The organism is Sphingopyxis sp. GW821-FHT12C06 (assembly GCF_058807415.1).
In genome coordinates this window covers 226,070-244,220 of record NZ_JBXAQR010000005.1, presented here as the reverse complement: position 1 = coordinate 244,220, position 18,151 = coordinate 226,070, and the positions used below count along the sequence as shown (strand labels likewise).

At 64.0% G+C, this 18,151-nt stretch carries 11 protein-coding genes; 4 read left to right on the top strand and 7 right to left on the bottom strand.

What is annotated here, in order from left to right:
- Nucleotide 1: 1 nt before the first annotated feature.
- From AC1RRJ_RS16440 to AC1RRJ_RS16425, 4 genes are all read right to left on the bottom strand, one after another.
- Nucleotides 2-1,195, bottom strand: a complete 1,194-nt coding sequence (locus AC1RRJ_RS16440; RefSeq protein ID WP_493124574.1) for a multidrug effflux MFS transporter — start codon at nucleotides 1,193-1,195, stop codon at nucleotides 2-4.
- Between the two features lie 199 nt (nucleotides 1,196-1,394).
- Nucleotides 1,395-1,697 (bottom strand): hypothetical protein, encoded by a 303-nt coding sequence (locus tag AC1RRJ_RS16435; RefSeq protein WP_493124572.1) that lies wholly within the window; start codon nucleotides 1,695-1,697, stop codon nucleotides 1,395-1,397.
- 25 nt (nucleotides 1,698-1,722) lie between these two features.
- Nucleotides 1,723-4,602 carry a M16 family metallopeptidase gene (locus tag AC1RRJ_RS16430; protein ID WP_493124570.1) on the bottom strand — a complete coding sequence of 960 codons (2,880 nt, stop codon included), beginning with the start codon at nucleotides 4,600-4,602 and terminating at the stop codon, nucleotides 1,723-1,725.
- Between the two features lie 94 nt (nucleotides 4,603-4,696).
- A complete protein-coding gene (locus AC1RRJ_RS16425) occupies nucleotides 4,697-6,853 on the bottom strand; it encodes an acylase (RefSeq protein ID WP_493124568.1) in 2,157 nt (718 codons plus the stop codon).
- A 213-nt stretch (nucleotides 6,854-7,066) separates the two neighbouring features.
- Here AC1RRJ_RS16425 and AC1RRJ_RS16420 point away from each other — a divergent pair, with 213 nt between their 5' ends.
- The 4 genes from AC1RRJ_RS16420 to AC1RRJ_RS16405 all read left to right on the top strand — a co-directional run bounded on the left by AC1RRJ_RS16420 (nucleotide 7,067) and on the right by AC1RRJ_RS16405 (nucleotide 13,293).
- Nucleotides 7,067-8,257 carry a hypothetical protein gene (locus tag AC1RRJ_RS16420; protein WP_493124566.1) on the top strand — a complete coding sequence of 397 codons (1,191 nt, stop codon included), beginning with the start codon at nucleotides 7,067-7,069 and terminating at the stop codon, nucleotides 8,255-8,257.
- Nucleotides 8,258-8,379: 122 nt separating this feature from the next.
- Nucleotides 8,380-9,951, top strand: a complete 1,572-nt coding sequence (locus AC1RRJ_RS16415; protein WP_493124564.1) for a leucyl aminopeptidase — start codon at nucleotides 8,380-8,382, stop codon at nucleotides 9,949-9,951.
- Nucleotides 9,952-10,060: 109 nt separating this feature from the next.
- On the top strand, nucleotides 10,061-12,646 hold the full coding sequence (gene clpB / locus AC1RRJ_RS16410; protein WP_493124562.1) for an ATP-dependent chaperone ClpB: 2,586 nt from the start codon (nucleotides 10,061-10,063) through the stop codon (nucleotides 12,644-12,646).
- Nucleotides 12,647-12,765: 119 nt separating this feature from the next.
- The gene (locus tag AC1RRJ_RS16405; RefSeq protein ID WP_493124560.1) at nucleotides 12,766-13,293 is read left to right on the top strand and encodes a hypothetical protein; all 528 of its coding nucleotides are present in this window, start codon (nucleotides 12,766-12,768) and stop codon (nucleotides 13,291-13,293) included.
- Nucleotides 13,294-13,710: 417 nt separating this feature from the next.
- On the opposite strand, the gene AC1RRJ_RS16400 is transcribed toward AC1RRJ_RS16405, so the two are convergent.
- The 3 genes from AC1RRJ_RS16400 to AC1RRJ_RS16390 form a co-directional block, all read right to left on the bottom strand.
- The gene (locus AC1RRJ_RS16400) at nucleotides 13,711-16,728 is read right to left on the bottom strand and encodes a TonB-dependent receptor domain-containing protein (protein ID WP_493124558.1); all 3,018 of its coding nucleotides are present in this window, start codon (nucleotides 16,726-16,728) and stop codon (nucleotides 13,711-13,713) included.
- Nucleotides 16,729-16,996: 268 nt separating this feature from the next.
- Entirely contained in the window at nucleotides 16,997-17,923 is a 927-nt protein-coding gene (locus AC1RRJ_RS16395) for a M23 family metallopeptidase (RefSeq protein WP_493124556.1), read from the bottom strand.
- Nucleotides 17,920-18,132: a DUF2093 domain-containing protein gene (locus AC1RRJ_RS16390; protein ID WP_493124554.1), complete on the bottom strand. Its 213-nt coding sequence runs from the start codon at nucleotides 18,130-18,132 to the stop codon at nucleotides 17,920-17,922. Before AC1RRJ_RS16390 ends, AC1RRJ_RS16395 begins: the two co-directional genes overlap by 4 nt.
- Nucleotides 18,133-18,151 lie beyond the last annotated feature (19 nt).

Sequence of the window (18,151 nt, the reverse complement as noted above, 5' to 3'; positions counted from 1 at the left end):
TTCAGTAAGGGCTTTTGGGTGCGGTGCGTGGCCGGGTGAACAGCTTGCCGCGCTCGGCCCACAACACCAGCAACAGCCCTGACACTGCACAGCCGAGGAAGGCATAGGCCAGCGGCAAGGTCGTGCCGTCATATTGCTGGCCGATAAACGCCCCCGCCGACGCCGCGAGCAGCATCTTGGCAAAGCTCTGGTACGACGATGCGACCCCGGCCATATGGCCGAAATCCTCCATCGCGATCGACCCGAAATTGCTGCTGATGAAACCGATCAGCCCGACATTAACCATCATCAACAGGGTGAACATCGTCAGCGTTTCGGTGCCGCTCGACGCCGCGGCAATCTGCGCGATCGAGGTCGCCATGAAGGCGAAGACCGCGGTCTGCGACACGCGCCGCGCCCCGAAGCGTTCGACGATATGCGCGTTGGAGAAATTGGCGATCGCGATGCCGACGGCGACACAGGCGAAGACGAGCGGGAACAGCGGCTGCGCATCGAAAATCCCGGCGATGATCTGTTCGCTGCTGTTGAGGTAGCCGAACAGGGCGCCCTGCATCAGGCCCGAGGCGATCATATAGCCCGCGGCGCGGCGGTGCCGCGTCACCGTCAGCCAGCCCGACGCCACCGTGCCCAGATCCAGCGGCCGCGCGTCGGCGGGGTCGAGCGTTTCGGGCAGACGGCGCAACCAGATGAGCATGACGAGGCTCATCGCCGCGAACAGCATGAAGATCGCGCGCCAGCCAGCCAGCGCCGCGACCCCGGCGCCGATCGCCGGGGCGATGATCGGCACGATCATGAAGACCAGAAAGATCAGCGACATGCGCTTGGCCATCGCGTCACCGACGAACAGGTCGCGGATCACCGCGACGACGATGACGCCCAGCGCCGCGCTGACCAGCCCGTGACCGAAGCGCAGCACGAGCAGCATCGGGAAACTCGTCGCGAGCGCGCAGCCGATCGCGAACACGGCATAGGCCCACAGCGCCGCGACCAGCACGCGCTTGCGTCCAAAGCGGTCGGCGAGCGGACCATAGACGAGCGAGCCGAAGGCGACGCCGAGCAGATAGACCGAAATGACATGCTGGCGCTGGTTGGCGACCAGCACCCCCAGCCCGTCGGCAATCGCCGGCAGCGCGGGCAGCATCGAATCGATGGCAAGCGCGTTGAGTGCCATCACCATCGCCATCATGAACACCATTTCGCGATCGCCCGGAAGGCCCGACCGCTGTGAAGTTTTGGATAAATTGTGCATTGCAGCGAGACTATGCGCCGCTGGCGCCGTTTTGGATAGCCCCCAAGGGACGAAGACGGCGCACGCAATGCTATGCAATCAAAGCAAAAGGGCCGCCCCGCAGGTGCGAGACGGCCCTTCCTGTTGCCCGGCTGGGCGCGGGCGATCAGCCTTGGCGCGTACCGTTCATCGCCATCGAACCGAATGCGCCGGCCTTGATGGTGCCGGTCAGCACGTCGCCGTCGACCGTCGCTTCGCATTCGAGCGTCATCGGCATCGGAACCTTCATATTCATGGTCCAGGTCAGCTTGTTGCCGTCGACCTTGCCATTTTCGACGTCGAGCGAGCCCATGCCTCCGGCATTCTGGCCGGTGAAGCTGCCACCGTCGCTGCTGACGGTGAAAACCGACTTCTGGTCGCCCATCGGCGACTTGGTGATGCAATCATAGCTACCATCGACTTGAGACATGCAAACTCTCCTACTGAAACTGATGTTAGTTAGCGGGTGACGCTGTTTCCACTGCCAATCCCAATCCGTCAAGCTGCGGTTTTACCACCGCAGCGTCGCCAACAATAACATAGACAAGATCGTCGGCGCTGAAGGCTTTGCGCGCTGCCGCGTCGATTTCGGGCGCGGTCATCGCTTCATAGGTCGCAGCAAGCGTTTCATAATAATTGTCGGAGCGGCCGAATTTGACGATCGAGCGCAGCCCGCCGAGCACGTCGCCCGAGGTTTCGAAGCTGCCCGGCAATTCGCGTACGCTGCCGTTGATCGTGCGCTGCAATTCTTCCGGGGTGACACCCTTGTCGCCGAGGAACGCCTTGAGGTCGCTTTGCAGTTCCTTGATCGAATCGCCGGTGCGGTCGGCCTGCACCGGCGCCGCGATGACCCAGTTCAGTCGGTCCTTCTCGCTCGAAATGCGCGCACGCACACCATAGGACCAGCCCTTGGTCTCGCGCAGGTTCATGTTGAAGCGCGACAGAAAATTGCCGCCGAAGATATCATTGGCCGACCGCAGCACGTCCAGATCGTCGCCACCCTTCGCATCGAGTATCTTGCCCGCAAGGATCACCGACTGCGGCGATTTCGGCCGGTCGATCAACAGGATTCGCGGTTTGGGTTGCGGGATGGCAATCTCGAAATGCTTGGTCGGCTTTGCCGTCGCCGGGGCTTTCCAATTGCCGAAGGCGGCATCGAGCTGTTTCGTCACATCCTTCAGCGTCGTGTCGCCGACGACGAAGATGCGCGCCGTATCGGGCCGGAACCATGTCGAATGAAAGGCCGCGAGCTGCTCGCGCGTCGCCGCCGTGACGGCCTTCGCATTGCCCAGCCCCGAGGGCGGAATGCCATAGGGATGGTCGGGGCCGTAAAGCGTCGGCATCAGCACGCGCGAGGCAATCGCGTTCGGATTGTTGAGTTCGGCGTTCAACCGGTTGAGCTGCTGCGCGCGCACACGCTCGAGCTCCTTCGCGTCGAAGGCGGGGTTGCGGATATAGTCGGCGAGCAAAGTCAGCGACGGCGCGAGGTTCGGTTTCAGCGCGAACAGGCTGAACACGGTCTCATCGGCATTGGCCGACCCGTCGATCTGCGCCCCGAGCCGCTCTTTCGCTTCGGCAAAGGCGATCGAATCGAGGCTGGTCGTGCCCTCGTCCATCAGGCTGAGCATCAGCGACTGGGTACCCAGCGCATTGTGCGGATCGGCGGCATAGCCCGCGTCGAAGCTGACCGCGACATTGACCGTCGGCACCGTCGCGCGGCGCGCGAAGACGACCTCGATGCCGTTCCTGAGCTTCGCGCGTTCGATCGCGGGGAAGTCGAGCGCCTTCAGATCGGTCACGGCGGGCATCTGCGAGCGGTCGGCAATCGACGTGCCGATGCCGGTATCGGGACCGACATCGCCGAGCGCGGGGTTCCAGTAACGGTCGGGCTCTACAAAGCTCGCGGCTTTGCCCGCCGTCACCGCGCCGCCGCGATTTTCACCGCCTTCGGTGCGCTCGCCCGGCGTATAGGTCAGCGAGAAAGCCGGGCGCGACAGCCATTTGTTCGCGATCGCTTTCACCTGTTCGGGGGTCGCCTTGGCCATGCGGTCGAGTTCGACTTTATAATAGGCCGGATCGTTCGAATAGAGCGCGCCCTCGGCCAGCGCGACGGCCTTGCCACCGAAGCCGCCGACCGATTCAAGTCCCGAAATCACTCCGCCGAGATAGCTTGCCGCCGCACGCTGAAGCTCGTCGGCGGTTGGACCGCTCGCGAGAAACGACGCGATTTCCTCGTCGAGCCGCTTGGCGACTTGCGCGGGATCGACTCCCGGCTTCACATCGGCCTGAACCAGCAGGATGCCGGCATCCTCGAAGGGTTGCGCGCCCGCCGATACGCTCACCGCGACCGGATCCTTGCGCACCAGCGCATTGTCGAGCCGCGACGACGACAGCCCGCCGAGCACGGTCATCGCCATTTGCAGCGGCACGGACTCGGGATCGTTGAGCCCCGGGATCGCCCACATGCGGTAGATGCGCGTCGTCGGGACGAGATCCTTTACCTCTTTCGCGAGCGGCGCAGGCAGTGTCGGCACCTTGACGACCGGCGCAGCAATCGCCGGGCCGCGAGGGATGTCGCCGAACCATTCGCCGACCTTGGCCTTGGCGGTCGCAAGGTCGACGTCGCCCGCGATCACCAGCACCGCATTATTGGGGCCGTAATTGTCGGTGAACCATTTCTTCACGTCACCGAGGCTCGCCGAATTGAGGTCGCCCATCGAGCCGATCGTGCTGTGATGATAGGGATGGCCGGTCGGGAAGAGATTTTCGAAAATCTCGTAGCGCAGCAGGCCATAGGGGTTGTTGTCGCCCTGACGCTTTTCATTCTGGACGACGCCGCGCTGGTTATCGAGCTTTTCCTGCGTCACCGCACCGAGCAAATGCCCCATGCGATCGCTTTCGAGGAACAGCGCAAGGTCGAGCGCCCCGGTCGGCACCGTCTCGAAATAATTGGTGCGGTCGACGTTGGTCGTGCCGTTGCTGTCGGTCGCGCCGACCTGTTGCAGCGGCTCGAAGAAATCGCCTGGGGCATTTTCGGACCCGTTGAACATCAGATGTTCGAACAGGTGGGCAAAACCCGTCTTGCCTTTGGGCTCGTGCTTCGATCCGACGCGGTACCAGACCGACACCGCGACGACGGGGGCTTTGCGGTCCTCATGCACGATCACGCGCAACCCGTTGTCGAGGGTGAAGGCCTGATAGGGAATATCGACCGCTTTCACGAGGTCGGCGATCGGCGCGGGGTTGGCCACCTTCGCCCTGGCGAGCGCGGGGCCGGCGGCGACGAGCGATGTCGACAGCGCCAGGGCCAGGGCGAAACGATGGAAACGGGGCATGGATATCCTCTCGGAACGGCAGGCATGGACGCCCGCATATAATGGCGTGCCGAACGGCACTGTGTCAGTGGTTTAGGATGGCCATATCCGCCATTCAAGGGCGATAGACACGGGGCTTTGTCGCCATCAGCGCTGCCGGATCGAACAGGACCGGTTTCAGCTGATGCCGCACGAACAGCGGCGCCTGATCATTATAGTGCGGACTTTCGGGCCGTGTTGTCGCGGCGCCGAACGGCTGAATCGATTCGGACCGCACCCGGCCATCCCGGTCCCACGTCATGAACATGATGAAGCTGTCGCCGTGGCGCACCTTCAGCCGCCCGTCGGATTCGACGTCCCACAGCGTCGAGGCGCGGACCGTATCATTGCCGCCGTCGAGCGGCAGGTCGATCCTGTGCGCCCCCTCGCCGTGGCGAAGCCGCAGCACCGTCCCCAGCTTGGGATCGAGCCCGGCGAAATATTTCTGCAGATGGACGACCGTCTCTTTCAGCACCGTGCGCGGATCGGGCGCCGGGCGCCGCTGATAGTGGCTGCCGTTGGCGGGGCGCAGCACCATCAGCGCCAGCGCATCGCCCTTCCCCTTGCCGTCGAGGTTCCAGTCCCATTGGCGGAGCAATTGCTGCGCCTCGACCAGCGCCGGATCATCCTTCACATCGAGCGCGAGCAGCCGGTCGATCCATGCCTTCGCATAGCCCGCCCGCGCATAGGCGGTGTCATATTTGATCGCCTTCAGCCGTGCCTCGTCGATCAGACCCGACGCCTCGAACAGGTCGATCAGCCGCACCGCGCGGTTGGTCATATCATCCTCGATCCCGAGCAGGGGCGAGAAGGCGGCGGCGTCGAGCTCGTCGCCCGGCCCCGCCGCGACCCACGGCGTGTTGTTGGCGTTCATCACATAGCCCGAGCGCGGGTTGACCAGCGCGGGGACGCGATCGAACGGCAGCGTCTTGGTCCACAAATCGGCCGAGGTGTCACCGGGCAGCACCCCGCGCCAGTTGAAGCCCGGCTGGCGGTCGGGGAACATGGCATTGTAGAAAAGCCCGATATTGCCCCTGGCATCGGCATAGATGAAATTGGTCGCGGGGACGCCCTGCCCCGCCATCGCCGCGCGCCACTCGGCGAAATTCTTCGCCTTGTTGAGCCGGTAATATTGGATGACCATATTCGCCTGATCCTGCCCCGCGTAGCGGATCGCAAAAGCGCCCTTGTCATTCTTGACCACCGGCCCGTGAACCGAACGATAAATGGTGCGCGGCACGGGGAGCACGAAGGGGCCGAATTTGACCCCGAGCCAGATGCGTTTTTCCTCGAGCGGGCGCCACGCGCCGTCGAAGCGGTAATTGTCGCCGCTGTCGTCGAGCGTCAGCTTGTAAATGTCGATCAGATCGGGCCGGTTCACCGTGTTGGTCCAGCCGAGATATTTGTTATGACCGAGGAAGGGATAGGGTGATCCGGGGAAGTTCGCGCCGGCGAAATCCCAACCCTCTTCCGAATGGACGACCAGCTCGTACCACGCGACCCCGCCGGTCCATGGCTGGTGCGAGTTGGAGACGAGCCGCGTCGCGCCGTCGGTCGCGCGCGCCGGCGCGACCGCCATGCCGTTCGACCCGTTGGCGTCGGGATCGCGCCCGACCGGCGTCAGTGCGCGCGGCACGACCTTGCCCGTCACATCGAGCAGCGGTCCGCCCTCGCGCCCGCCCGGCTTGCCTTCGACCAGCGAGCCCAGCACCCCGTCGAGCCCGAAGAAAAAGGGCGAGCGCAGCACGAAACCCGCGACGACATCCTCGCCGGTCGCCGGGAACAGGCCGCGAAGCCGTACCTCGCCCGGATGCTTGTCGGCATAATGGTTGAGCCCCGCGGCATAGGCGGTGAACAGCGCCTTCACATCATCAGGCAGGCGCGGCCAGTCGCGCGCGGTGGTCGCGCGAATGTCGAGCAGCGCGGCGGCATAATCGACCTTGGCCCCATCCGCGCCCAGCATCGCCCCGGCGCGTCCGCGCGTCATCGCGAGCACTTCCTGCAGGGTCGAAAAATCATCTTCGGCGTGGGCGTAAGCCACACCATAGGCGACGTCGGCGTCGGTCTTGCCGAAGATATGCGGGACACCGAACTTGTCGCGCGCGATTTTGACGTCGGTGGGCTTGAAGACGGGGGCTGGCGGCGGCGGCGCGGCCATCGGCTCCCACAGGGCAAGCCCGATCCCGGTCGCGACGAGCAGAAAGGCGAAAAGCAGGAAAATCCGTCGCAGCATCTCTGGTCCTCTTCCGTGCTTCGTCCGGGCGCCTGTGTGGCGGCGTCATCGATCGATGGCAAGCCGCTGTCGTTCGTCACGGCGGATTGCGCGGCAACATTCAGCCGCTATGCTGAGGGAAAATATTAATAAAATGGGGGAGCATCCGAAAATGCACATGGGCCATTCCTGTCCCGCCGCGCCTGCGCTGACCCTTATGTCCGGGCGCGACGCGTGACGGCCAGCATTCCACCGGCGGATCGCGCGCAATGGGTTGGCGGCCACACCCTCTCGGGACGCGAAATCACCGCGGCGCTGACATTCGGTGTCGTCGGAATCATGATCCCGGGGCTCCAGCCGCTGCTATTGGGTGCGCTGCTCGAAAGCGGACGGCTGTCGGCGATGCAGCTTGGCCTTGTCGCAACCGCCGAACTGCTCGCCATGGGGGCGGCCGCGGTGCTGGCGGGGGTCCTCCTCAAACCCGAGCGGCTGCGCCTGATCGCTCTGCTCGCCTGCCTCCTGCTCGCCGCAATCGATGCCCTCACCACCCGGCTGAGCGGCGCCGATCTGATATGGGTACGGGCCGCCGCGGGTTTGCCCAGCGGCGTTTTGATCTGGATCGCCCTGTCGATGATCGCCCGCTCGCCGCTGCCCGAACGATGGGCAGGCATCTATCTCACCGTCCAGACCCTCACCCAATTGCTCTGGGTCACGATACTGACCGCGCTGGTGATGCCGCATATGGGTGCCAATGGCGGCTTCCTGTCGCTTTCGCTGCTTTGCCTCGCGGCAATGCTCGCCGCGGCCGCGCTGCCCGGTCATTATGCCGCGCTACCCGGCGGAACGACCGACAGCGCAAGCGCCGGATTACCGAACCGGCGCGGCTGGATCGCCCTCGCCGCAGCCTTTCTCTACCTCGCGGCGATCGGCGCCGTCTGGGTCTATGCCGAGCCGCTGTCGCATCAGGCGGGTCACGCCCCCACGATCATCGGCGCCGCGGTAGCGATCTCGCTGGCGTGTCAGGTCGCGGGCGGAGCCCTCGCGACCATGGTCGCCGGGCGGGTACGCTGGAACCATATGCTGATGCTGTGCGGGCTCGCCAATATGGGGGTGCTGGCGGGGCTCGCCTGGCTTCCCCCGGAGGCGCTTTTCCTCTTCCTGCTCGGGCTGTTCGGCTTTCTCTGGCTGTTCGCGCTACCCTTCCTTGTCCCAATGGCGATCGAGGCCGATCCGACCCGCCGCGCCGCCGTCCTGCTCGGCGGGGCCCAGCTTCTGGGCGCAAGCCTTGGCCCGCTTTTCGCCTCGATGCTGGTCAGCGACGCCGATGTCCGCGCCGCGCTGGGCCTCGGCGCGGCGTCGCTCGGCCTTTTTCTGATCATCACGGCCGCACTTCATCGCGTCGGCAGGAAGCGGGCGCCGGGATGAGGAGTCCGGCAAAGCGCCGCGTCCGACAGCCCATGACGGCCGTTCGTCGAGCGGGATTTGCGCCGCAACGCGCGGCCGTTATGCAGAAACAACAGTTTGAACAAACCGGGGAATATCAAAATATGCGTAGCAAAAGCCTGCTCCTTGCCGCTTGCCTGTCGTTCGGCGCGGCGCCCGCCGTGATGGCGCAGACCTTCGTTGGCTCGGGGGTCGCCCCTGCGACCGTGGCGAACAGCGCCGAACGCGCGATCGGCTTTGCGACAAGCGCCCCTGCGGGAGGCGCGCTCGCGCTGTTGATGGCCGATGCGACCTTGCCGCCGCTGACCGGGGTCGCGCTGAGCGCCGCCGAGCGCGCCGCGGTGACCAGCGCGATCGCTGCCGCGAGCTTCGATGGCAAGGCGGGATCGATGCTGTCGCTGCGCGGCATCGGCGTGCATCCGCGCATCCTGCTGGTCGGAACCGGCCCGGCTCCGACCGCACTCGCGCTCGCCGAAGCCGGGGGCAAGGCGGCGCAGGAACTCAAAAGCGAAGCGCATCCGGTGACGATCGCAGGTACCTATGACGATGCCGCAGCAGCAGAGGTCGCCTATGGTTTCGCGCTCGGCCAATATCGTTTCGACCGCTACAAAACCGTCGACAAAAAGGCGCCGCCGACCGGCGCGGTGACGCTGGTCGGCGCGAACCCCGCCGCCGCCGAAGCCGCCTTTTCCGCACGCGGACGCCCGCTCGCCGACGGGGTGCGCCTGTCGCGCGACCTCGCCAACGAACCCGCGAACGTCATCTATCCCGAAAGTTTCGTTGCCGAGGCGCGCCGCGCTTTCTCCGGGGTTGCCGGGGTGACGATCGAAGTGCTCGACGAAGCGATGATGCGCAAACTCGGCATGGGCAGCATCGTCGGGGTCGGTCAGGGCAGCCCGCGCGGGTCGCGGATGATGCTGATCCGCTATCGCGGCGCCAGTGCCCCCGCCGCGCCGCTCGCGCTGGTGGGCAAGGGCATCACCTTCGATTCGGGCGGAATTTCGATCAAGCCCAGCGCGGGAATGGGCAATATGAAGGGCGATATGTCGGGGGCCGCATCGGTGATCGGTGCCGCGCTGTCGCTCGCCAAGTCGCGCGCGCCGGTGCATGTCGTCGCGGTCGCCGCGCTCGCCGAGAATATGCCCGACGGCAATGCCCAGCGCCCCGGCGATGTCGTGCGCACCATGTCGGGCAAGACGATCGAAATGGTGAACAGCGACGCCGAAGGCCGCCTCGTCCTCGCCGACGCGAATGAATATGTCGCGCAGAACTACAAGCCGCGCGCGATCGTCAATATCGCGACGCTGACGGGTTCGATCGTTGGCGCGCTGTCGGACCAATATGCCGGGCTGTTTGCACGCGACGAAGCGCTCGCCGCCAAGCTGCTCGCCGCCGGAACCGCAAGCGGCGAGGAGCTGTGGCGGATGCCGCTCCATGCCAAATATGCCGAGCGCGTCAAATCCGACATCGCCGACGTCCGCAACAGCGGCGGCGACGGTCCGGGCGCCAGCCTCGGCGCGCATTTCATCGGCTTCTTCGTCGACGACGCCATGCCCTGGGCGCATCTCGACATCGCCGGGGTCAACCGCAGCGATAAGGCTTCGCCGCTGGTTCCCGCAGGGATGACGGGCTTTGGCGTGCGCCTGCTCGACCAGCTGGCGCGCAGCGGGGAGTAAGAAAGCCCCCCAACTCCGCTCGTATCAAGCGAACGGAGTTGGGGCGAAGCTCACCCCTTGTGTTGCCAAATAGCAACACTATCTTGCTTGACGAGAAAGGGGATTTTCCATGAACCTCGAAAAATTCACCGACCGCGCCAAGGGCTTCCTGCAAGCCGCGCAGACGATCGCGATCCGCATGAACCATCAGCGGATCGCCCCCGAACATATTGCCAAAGCCTTGCTCGAAGACAGCGAAGGCATGGCCGCCGGCCTGATCCAGCGCAGCGGCGGCGACGCCCCGCGTGCAGTGCAGGGCATCGACGCCTTGCTTGCTAAAGTTCCCGCCGTGTCGGGATCGGGCGCGCAAGCGACGCCGGGGCTCGACAATGATGCCGTACGCCTGCTCGATCAGGCCGAACAGGTCGCGACCAAGGCGGGCGACGGCTATGTTACCGTCGAGCGGCTGCTGCTCGCGATGGTGCTCGCGCCGACCACCCCGGTCGGCAAGGCCTTCGCCGATGCGGGCGTCAAGGCCGACGCGCTCAACAGCGCGATCAACGCCCTGCGCGGCGGACGCAGCGCCGACACCGCCAGCAGCGAAGACCGTTATGAAGCGCTCAAGAAATTCGCCCGCGACCTCACCGAAGTCGCACGCGAGGGCAAGCTCGACCCGGTCATCGGCCGCGACGAGGAAATCCGCCGCACCATCCAGATTCTCGCGCGCCGGACCAAGAACAACCCGGTGCTGATCGGCGAACCCGGGGTCGGCAAGACCGCGATCGCCGAAGGCCTCGCGCTGCGCATCACCAACGGCGACGTCCCCGACAGTCTGAAGGACCGCCGCCTGCTGTCGCTCGACATGGGCGCGCTGATCGCGGGCGCCAAATATCGCGGCGAGTTCGAAGAACGCCTCAAGGGCGTGCTCGACGATGTGAAAGCCGCCGAGGGCGAAATCATCCTGTTCATCGACGAAATGCACACGCTCGTCGGCGCCGGCAAGGGCGAGGGTGCGATGGACGCGTCGAACCTGCTCAAGCCCGCGCTCGCCCGCGGCGAGCTGCATTGCATCGGCGCGACGACGCTCGACGAATATCGCAGGCATGTCGAAAAAGACCCTGCGCTCCAGCGGCGCTTCCAGCCGGTGTTCGTCGGCGAACCGACGGTCGAGGATTCGATCTCGATCCTGCGCGGGCTCAAGGAAAAATACGAGTTGCACCATGGCGTGCGGATCACCGACGCGGCAATCGTCGCCGCGGCGACGCTGTCGCACCGCTACATCTCCGACCGCTTCCTGCCCGACAAGGCGATCGACCTGATGGACGAGGCCGCGAGCCGCATCCGCATGGAGGTCGAATCGAAGCCCGAAGCGATCGAGACGCTCGACCGCCGCATCATCCAGATGAAGATCGAGGAATCGGCGCTGTCGAAAGAGACCGACGATGCGTCGAAGGATCGCCTCGCCGCGTTGCAGGCCGAACTCGCCAATCTCGAGCAGCAGTCGGCCGGGCTGACCCAGAAATGGCGCGCCGAAAAGGACAAGATCCACGCCGAGGCAAAGATCAAGGAAGCGCTCGACGCCGCGCGTTCGGCGCTCGATCAGGCGCAGCGCGCCGGCGACCTCGCAAAGGCGGGTGAGCTCTCCTACGGCACCATCCCCGGGCTCGAACGGCAGCTTGAGGAAGCACAAGCGATCGCGGGCAATGCTATGCTGCGCGAGGAAGTCACCGCCGACGATATCGCCGCCGTGGTCAGCAAATGGACCGGGATCCCCGTCGACCGGATGATGGAAGGCGAGCGCGAGAAATTGCTGTCGATGGAAAGCACGCTCACCCGGCGCGTGATCGGGCAGGACGAAGCCGTTCGCGCCGTGTCGACCGCGGTCCGGCGCGCGCGCGCGGGCCTGCAGGATCCGAACCGCCCGCTGGGGTCGTTCCTGTTCCTCGGCCCGACGGGCGTCGGCAAGACCGAGCTCACCAAGGCGCTCGCGCGTTTCCTGTTCGACGACGACAATGCGATGGTCCGCATCGACATGTCCGAATTCATGGAAAAGCACAGTGTCGCGCGGCTCGTCGGCGCGCCTCCGGGCTATGTCGGCTATGAAGAGGGCGGCACGCTCACCGAAGCGGTGCGCCGCCGCCCCTATCAGGTCGTGCTGTTCGACGAGGTCGAGAAAGCGCATCCCGATGTGTTCAACATCCTGCTCCAGGTGCTCGACGACGGCCGCCTGACCGATGGACAGGGGCGCACGGTCGATTTCACCAACACGCTGATCATCCTGACGTCGAACCTCGGCAGCCAGGCGATTGCGGCGCTCCCCGACGACGCGCCGGTCGAACAGGCCGAACCCGCGGTGATGGAGGTTGTGCGCGGGCATTTCCGGCCCGAGTTCCTCAACCGGCTCGACGAGATCGTTCTCTTCAACCGGCTGGCGCAGCGGCATATGGGCGGCATCGTCGATATCCAGGTCGCCCGCGTCCAGAAGCTGCTCGATGGCCGCAAGGTGACGCTCGAACTCAGCGATGCGGCGCGCGCGTGGCTTGGGCGGGTCGGCTATGATCCGGTCTATGGCGCACGGCCGCTGAAGCGCGCGGTGCAGAAATATGTCCAGGACCCGCTCGCCGACCTGATCCTGCGCGGCGAGGTCAAGGACGGGTCGACGGTAAAGGTCGACGAGGGCGACGGGGCGTTGGTGCTGACGACAGACAGCGGCTGAAGGCTACCCCCCTTGGTCCCGACGCCCTGCTTGACCGCCGACGCGGCACTGATACGGTGTCAGCGAGTATGATCCATGCATAGATCATACTCGCTTTGCTGCGGAAAAGGGATTGTCCGATGAAGATATCGATTGCGCTGGCCGCCAGCGGTTTGACACTGGGAAGCCTGCTCGCACCCGCGGTAGCTCACGCACAAGCGATCGCGAATGACGTCCTGCGCTGCGGCGAAATCACCGATGATATGACGCGCCTGCGCTGCTTCGATGGCCTGCTGCCCGAAGCGCGCAAAAGCGAAGATCAGCGCCGGGCGGAAGCCGAGGCGAAAGCGAGGACCGAATTCGGACTGACCGCGACCCAGCGCAGCGAAGCCGTCAGCCGCGAGCCTGAGGAAAAGCGCAAACAAATTCGCGCGGCGCAGGAAGAAAATCTGCGAATCGATGCGGCCATCACCGATCTCAATATCAGCCGATTTGGAACCATATTCGCGCTTGATAACGGGCAGACGTGGCAGACGACCTCCTATGGCCAACTGAACACGGTCCCCCGCATCGGGCAGAAGGTGAAGATCACGTCGGGAGGCCTCGGCGGCTATCGCCTCGTACTGGAAGGCAAGACAAGCGAAGTCGGCGTGAAGCGCCTAAAATAGGCACTACCGGCGTCACGCGCCGCTAGTGCCCGGCTATTCCGATATTCCGCGAGCGCGCTTATGCACGTATCAACAACGTTCCGTACAATGGCTTGAACGGTTGAGATCGTCCATCGCCTGACGCGCGGCTGCCCGCTCGCTGGCCCATATTGCGTTGGTTTTGCACACGCGCTTGGGAATCCGCGAACCTAGTTCCCTGACAGAACGGCAGCGGACCGTATCCGCGTCCGCGGTCGCCGCCGCGTCTGCTTCAGGCGCACTTTCAGCGGCAGAGGCAAAGCCCGGCAGCGACAACGACAGCGAAATGGTCAGCGCCGAAGCCAGCAAGATAGAAGCGCGATACATAGTATAAGACCTCAAAAAAAAGGGAGGCAGCGACGAATCGCTGCCTCCCCATTATGATCCGATTTTTCGAAATCAGAAGTGGAAACGAACGCCAGCGTAATAACGGCGACCGAAGATGTCATAGACATCAGCGGCGGTGTCCGAACCCGTCGTGTTAAAGGTCGTGTTGGTCAGAATGTTCGGAGCCTTGTTGTTGAGCAGATTGTCAACGCCAAAGTAGAATTCGAACTTGTCTGCCGGGGTGAAGGCCACCTGGGTATCCAGATAGAATTCAGCCGGGACCGAGACGCAACGCGGCGAACCATCACCGAAGTTGGCGCACCACGACGTATCATCTTCATACGACTTGCTGATGTAGGTACCGGTGAGCGACCATTTGAACTTGTCGTTCGAATAGCCGAGCGTGCCGGTGAAGCGGTCGGTAGCCGTACCGATCTCGCCATCCTGCCGATCGACTGCAGCGCCAGCGAGAGGCGTATAGTCGGTCTGCAACAGATGGGTGTAGGCAAGGTTGAAATTCACCCGGCCTTCAGCTTCGAAGAGGTTCACCGGCGTGAACCAGTTGACGGTCACATCGAGACCCTGCGTCTCAAGCTTTGCAGCATTGACGTTCAGGTCATTGATGAACTCGATCGACCCTGCGCTGTTGGTCGCCGTCGCAGTCGGGCGACGGATGATCAGGTCGCAGAGCGTCGCATTGCTCTTGTTGTAGCACTGGTCGAGGATCGTACCGCGACCGACCGTCGAAATAACATCGTCGATCTTGATGTTATAATAGTCGACCGTGAGCGTCAGGTTACGCAGCGCATCGATCGAACGCGGATTGATAACCGCACCGACGGTCCACGACTCGGACTTTTCTTCCTTCAGGTTCGGGTTGCCGCCATCAAAGCCGCTGATTCCCTGAATATCGCTCTGCGAGAGAGTGAATACACCGCCGGGGGCGGCAGCGATATTCGCCGAAACGCCCGCAGCCGCGCGACAATTGTCGCCAAGGGTGCCGCCGCCTGTGGCGCCGATGCCGCGGCACGGATCCTGAAGCCCCGGCGGGAAGGTCTGCGACAGACCCGAGAAAAGTTCACCGATGTTCGGTGCACGAACCGCACGGGCCCAAGTGGCGCGAAGACGGAGGTCTTCGACCGGCTGCCACGTTCCCTGGACGTTGTAGCTGTAGATCGTCCCGATCGTCGAATAATCGGCAGCGCGGAAAGCACCACCCACTTCGAGCAGGCGGAAGAAGGGCTTGTCGCGAAGGATCGGGACCTTGACTTCGGCATAGGCTTCGATGACGTCGAACTCACCGTGGGTATCGGGCAGCTTGTTACCGCCGTTCAGCCCCTGGTTGGTCAGAGCATCGTTGTCCTCGGTGCTTTCTTCCTTGCGATATTCAAAGCCTGCAGCGATGCCGAGCGGGCCGGCGGGCAGCTCGAACAGCGAACCGCTGATGTTACCCTGGACGACCTGCTGCTTGATGCTGTTCTGCAGCGACTGCTGCGCGGCAATATATTCGATCGCCTTCGCGTCAATTTTGCCGACACCAAAGATGTTGACCGGCACACAACCGTTGGCCCGTGCCTCGGCGTTGACGCAAACCACGTCCGTGGTCAGCCCATTGCCATTGACGTCGTTGACATCGGTCATCGCCGCAAGCGCGTTGCGGAAATTGACGACGTTAACCTGGCCGTTCGACACCTGGTTCTCGGTCACCTGGCCATAGTTATAGCTGAAGTCCCAGTTAAACTTGTCGCCCAGCGTTCCTTCAAAGCCAACGACGAAGCGCAGGAAGTCGCGCGTCGTCTTGCCGCTGCGCGGTCCGAATTCGGTCATGCGACGGGCAAAACCGATGTCGCGCAAGCCGTCGCCATCCGAGTCCACCGCCTGATTGGCGATCGCGGTCGGGACGATCGGGTTGAGCACCTTCGTCGTCGTGCCGTTGGGAGCGATGATGTAATTTTCAATCGGCATCACGCCCGATTCCGGATAAACACCGGTCGTACCGTCCGATGCCAACGCGAAGGGCTCGATGATACGCGAAGACTGCGTCTTGTTATAGGTGCCTTCGAAGAACATCGTGATGTTGTCGGTGACATCATAATGACCGACGGCAGCAAAGGTGTAACGCTGCACCGGCACCGCGAGGGTGCGATAATATTGACGGTTGAACCCGTTCGGACCCACACCCGTACCCAGCGCGTTCGTGCAGGTCAGCCCATTGGTCGTCGAGCAGGGCTGCAACTGGCCGGTCGGGCTATAGGTGAAAGTGGTTCCGCCGGAAATGAAGCGCCCGGGTTCCGAAAAGCTCGACAGAAACGGCTGGGTTGGCTTGCCATAGTCAGCAAGGTCACCGGTCAGTGCCGACGTATCGGAATCATCCAGGAAGGTGTTCTTCCGCTGACGCGAAAGCAGGCCCTTCTCGTTCGAATAGCCGAGGTGAACCATGATGTTACCGCGACCATCGTCGAAGTTCGCACCCATGGTCATGTTCGCCTGGTAACGAATATCGTCACCCTGCTCGGTCAGGCCATATTGAGCGTTGCCTTCAAGGCCCTGAAAATCGCGCTTGTAGACGAAGTTGACGACGCCCGCGAGCGCGTCCGAACCGTAAAGCGACGATGCGCCGCCGGTGAGCACGTCGATACGCTCGAGGAACTGGGTCGGAATGACGTTAAGATCGACGGTTGCGCTGCCGCTGAGGCTCGACACGACGCGGCGGCCGTTAACCAGCACCAGCGTGCGGTCCGAACCGAGGTCGCGAAGGTCGACCGTGGCGACGCCCGTACCCGAGGTCAGGAACGCCGAGTTCGTGCGGCTGAGTGCCGGTGTACCGAAAGCCGGATTTTTGAGCAGCAGATCCTGCACGTTGGAGACGCCCGACTGGTCGATCTCGACAGCGCCGAGAACCTGCAACGGTGCGTTCGATTCAGCCTGCGGGCTGGCGATGCGCGAACCGGTCACGATGATCACGTCTTCGGCCGAAGCGCCTTCCGCCGGCGCGCCCTGCGCGAAAGCAGCGGTCGAAAGCATGGCAACGCAAAGCGCCGCCGGCGCAACCGCCGCCTTCAATACCATATGAGTGGAATATTTCTTCACAGTGCAGTCCCTTGCTACTGGTGGATAAGACACCCGGGCACGCACTGCGACGGCGACAGAAATCGCCTCGCAAAACTACCCCGATGGCATGCCGGATGCCGGGTCATTCACCGTGAGTAAAGGAAATTCCCCCCGCTTTCTGCCGTTTAGAAGGGGATTGTGACGTATTTGCAACAACACGGAGACGCCGCGCAACACAATATGTCACAGTCACCCGTTTCGCGAAATTTTGTTTCAGCAGTTACCACTTCGCGCGCACGGCGGCGGATCACCCGCCCATCGGCCCGGCGAGCTTGCCGGGGTCGAGCCGCGCATCGCGCCACTTCAGGCCCCAGTGCATGTGCGGACCGGTCGCGCGTCCGGTCGCGCCGACGGTGCCGAGCCGCTGGCCCTGCGTCACCCGGTCGCCGACCTTCACGTCGAGCCGTTGGCAGTGAAGAAAGGCGCTGCTGAGCCCCATGCCATGGTCGACGATCAGCAAATTGCCCTCCAGCGTGAAGGGCGCGGCGGCCGCGAGCACGACGACCCCGTCGGCGGGCGCAACGAAGGGCGTCCCCGCAGGCACCGCGACATCGGTGCCGCTGTGATAGGCGCCGGGCTTGCCCTGATAGACACGCTGTGATCCGAAAAAGCCCGAGAAGCGCCCCTTCACCGGCCAAATGAAGCGCTGGCGCCACCCGTCCGATTCGACCGCCATGGTCCGCGCCGCGGCGATTTGCGCAAGCTCGGCGGGACGGCGGCGTTGGAAATCGGCGTCGCTCGACGCGCTGCCGCGATAGGGGGCATTAATATTCTCGAGCTGCCAGCGACCGGGGGCGACCGGTATCAGACGCTCGACCGCGCGTCCGTCAGCCAGCGTCGCGACGAGCCGCGCGCTCGGTCCGGCATCGCGATCGAAGGCGATCAGAAAATCGCCGTCGGCGGCGACCGGGATCGCCTGTCCATCGAGCGTCAGCGTGCGGGTGCCGCTCGGCGCCCGGCCGATCAGCGTCGCGCCCTGTTCGAACAGACCGCGCAGCGCAAAGTCGGCGTGCACAGGCGCGGCAGGAACGACGGGCTTGGACGGAAGAGCGGCTTCGCGCCGCGGCGGGGGAGGTGGAAGCGCGGCGCCCCCCGATGGCGAAACACAGCCCGCCGCACCGATCATCAGCATCGGCACCGCAATAGGACGCACCCAACGCTTTCGGAAACTCATGCCCGGCGTGCGTCGTCCAACGCGGCCTGCACCGATATCGCGGCGGTCGCATAAGGCTCCTGCCGCGCGACCGACCAGTAGCGCAGCTCGTCGAGCCCGATCGGCACACCGCTAACCGCGCACAGCACATGATCGCCGGGCTCGAGAACGCGAAAACCGTTCGGGCCATATTGCAGGCGGGCAAGACGGTTGCGGCTGGCGATCAACATGGTCGTATATCCATAAAAT

Excerpts from the sequence above, each read along its gene's own strand:
- AC1RRJ_RS16415 (WP_493124564.1), top strand. The coding sequence starts at position 8,380 with ATGCGTAGCAAAAGCCTGCTCCTTGCCGCTTGCCTGTCGTTCGGCGCG.
- AC1RRJ_RS16425 (WP_493124568.1), bottom strand. The coding sequence starts at position 6,853 with ATGCTGCGACGGATTTTCCTGCTTTTCGCCTTTCTGCTCGTCGCGACC.
- AC1RRJ_RS16440 (WP_493124574.1), bottom strand. The coding sequence starts at position 1,195 with ATGGTGTTCATGATGGCGATGGTGATGGCACTCAACGCGCTTGCCATC.
- clpB (WP_493124562.1), top strand. The coding sequence starts at position 10,061 with ATGAACCTCGAAAAATTCACCGACCGCGCCAAGGGCTTCCTGCAAGCC.
- AC1RRJ_RS16390 (WP_493124554.1), bottom strand. The coding sequence starts at position 18,132 with ATGTTGATCGCCAGCCGCAACCGTCTTGCCCGCCTGCAATATGGCCCG.
- AC1RRJ_RS16395 (WP_493124556.1), bottom strand. The coding sequence starts at position 17,923 with ATGAGTTTCCGAAAGCGTTGGGTGCGTCCTATTGCGGTGCCGATGCTG.
- AC1RRJ_RS16435 (WP_493124572.1), bottom strand. The coding sequence starts at position 1,697 with ATGTCTCAAGTCGATGGTAGCTATGATTGCATCACCAAGTCGCCGATG.
- AC1RRJ_RS16405 (WP_493124560.1), top strand. The coding sequence starts at position 12,766 with ATGAAGATATCGATTGCGCTGGCCGCCAGCGGTTTGACACTGGGAAGC.
- AC1RRJ_RS16430 (WP_493124570.1), bottom strand. The coding sequence starts at position 4,602 with ATGCCCCGTTTCCATCGTTTCGCCCTGGCCCTGGCGCTGTCGACATCG.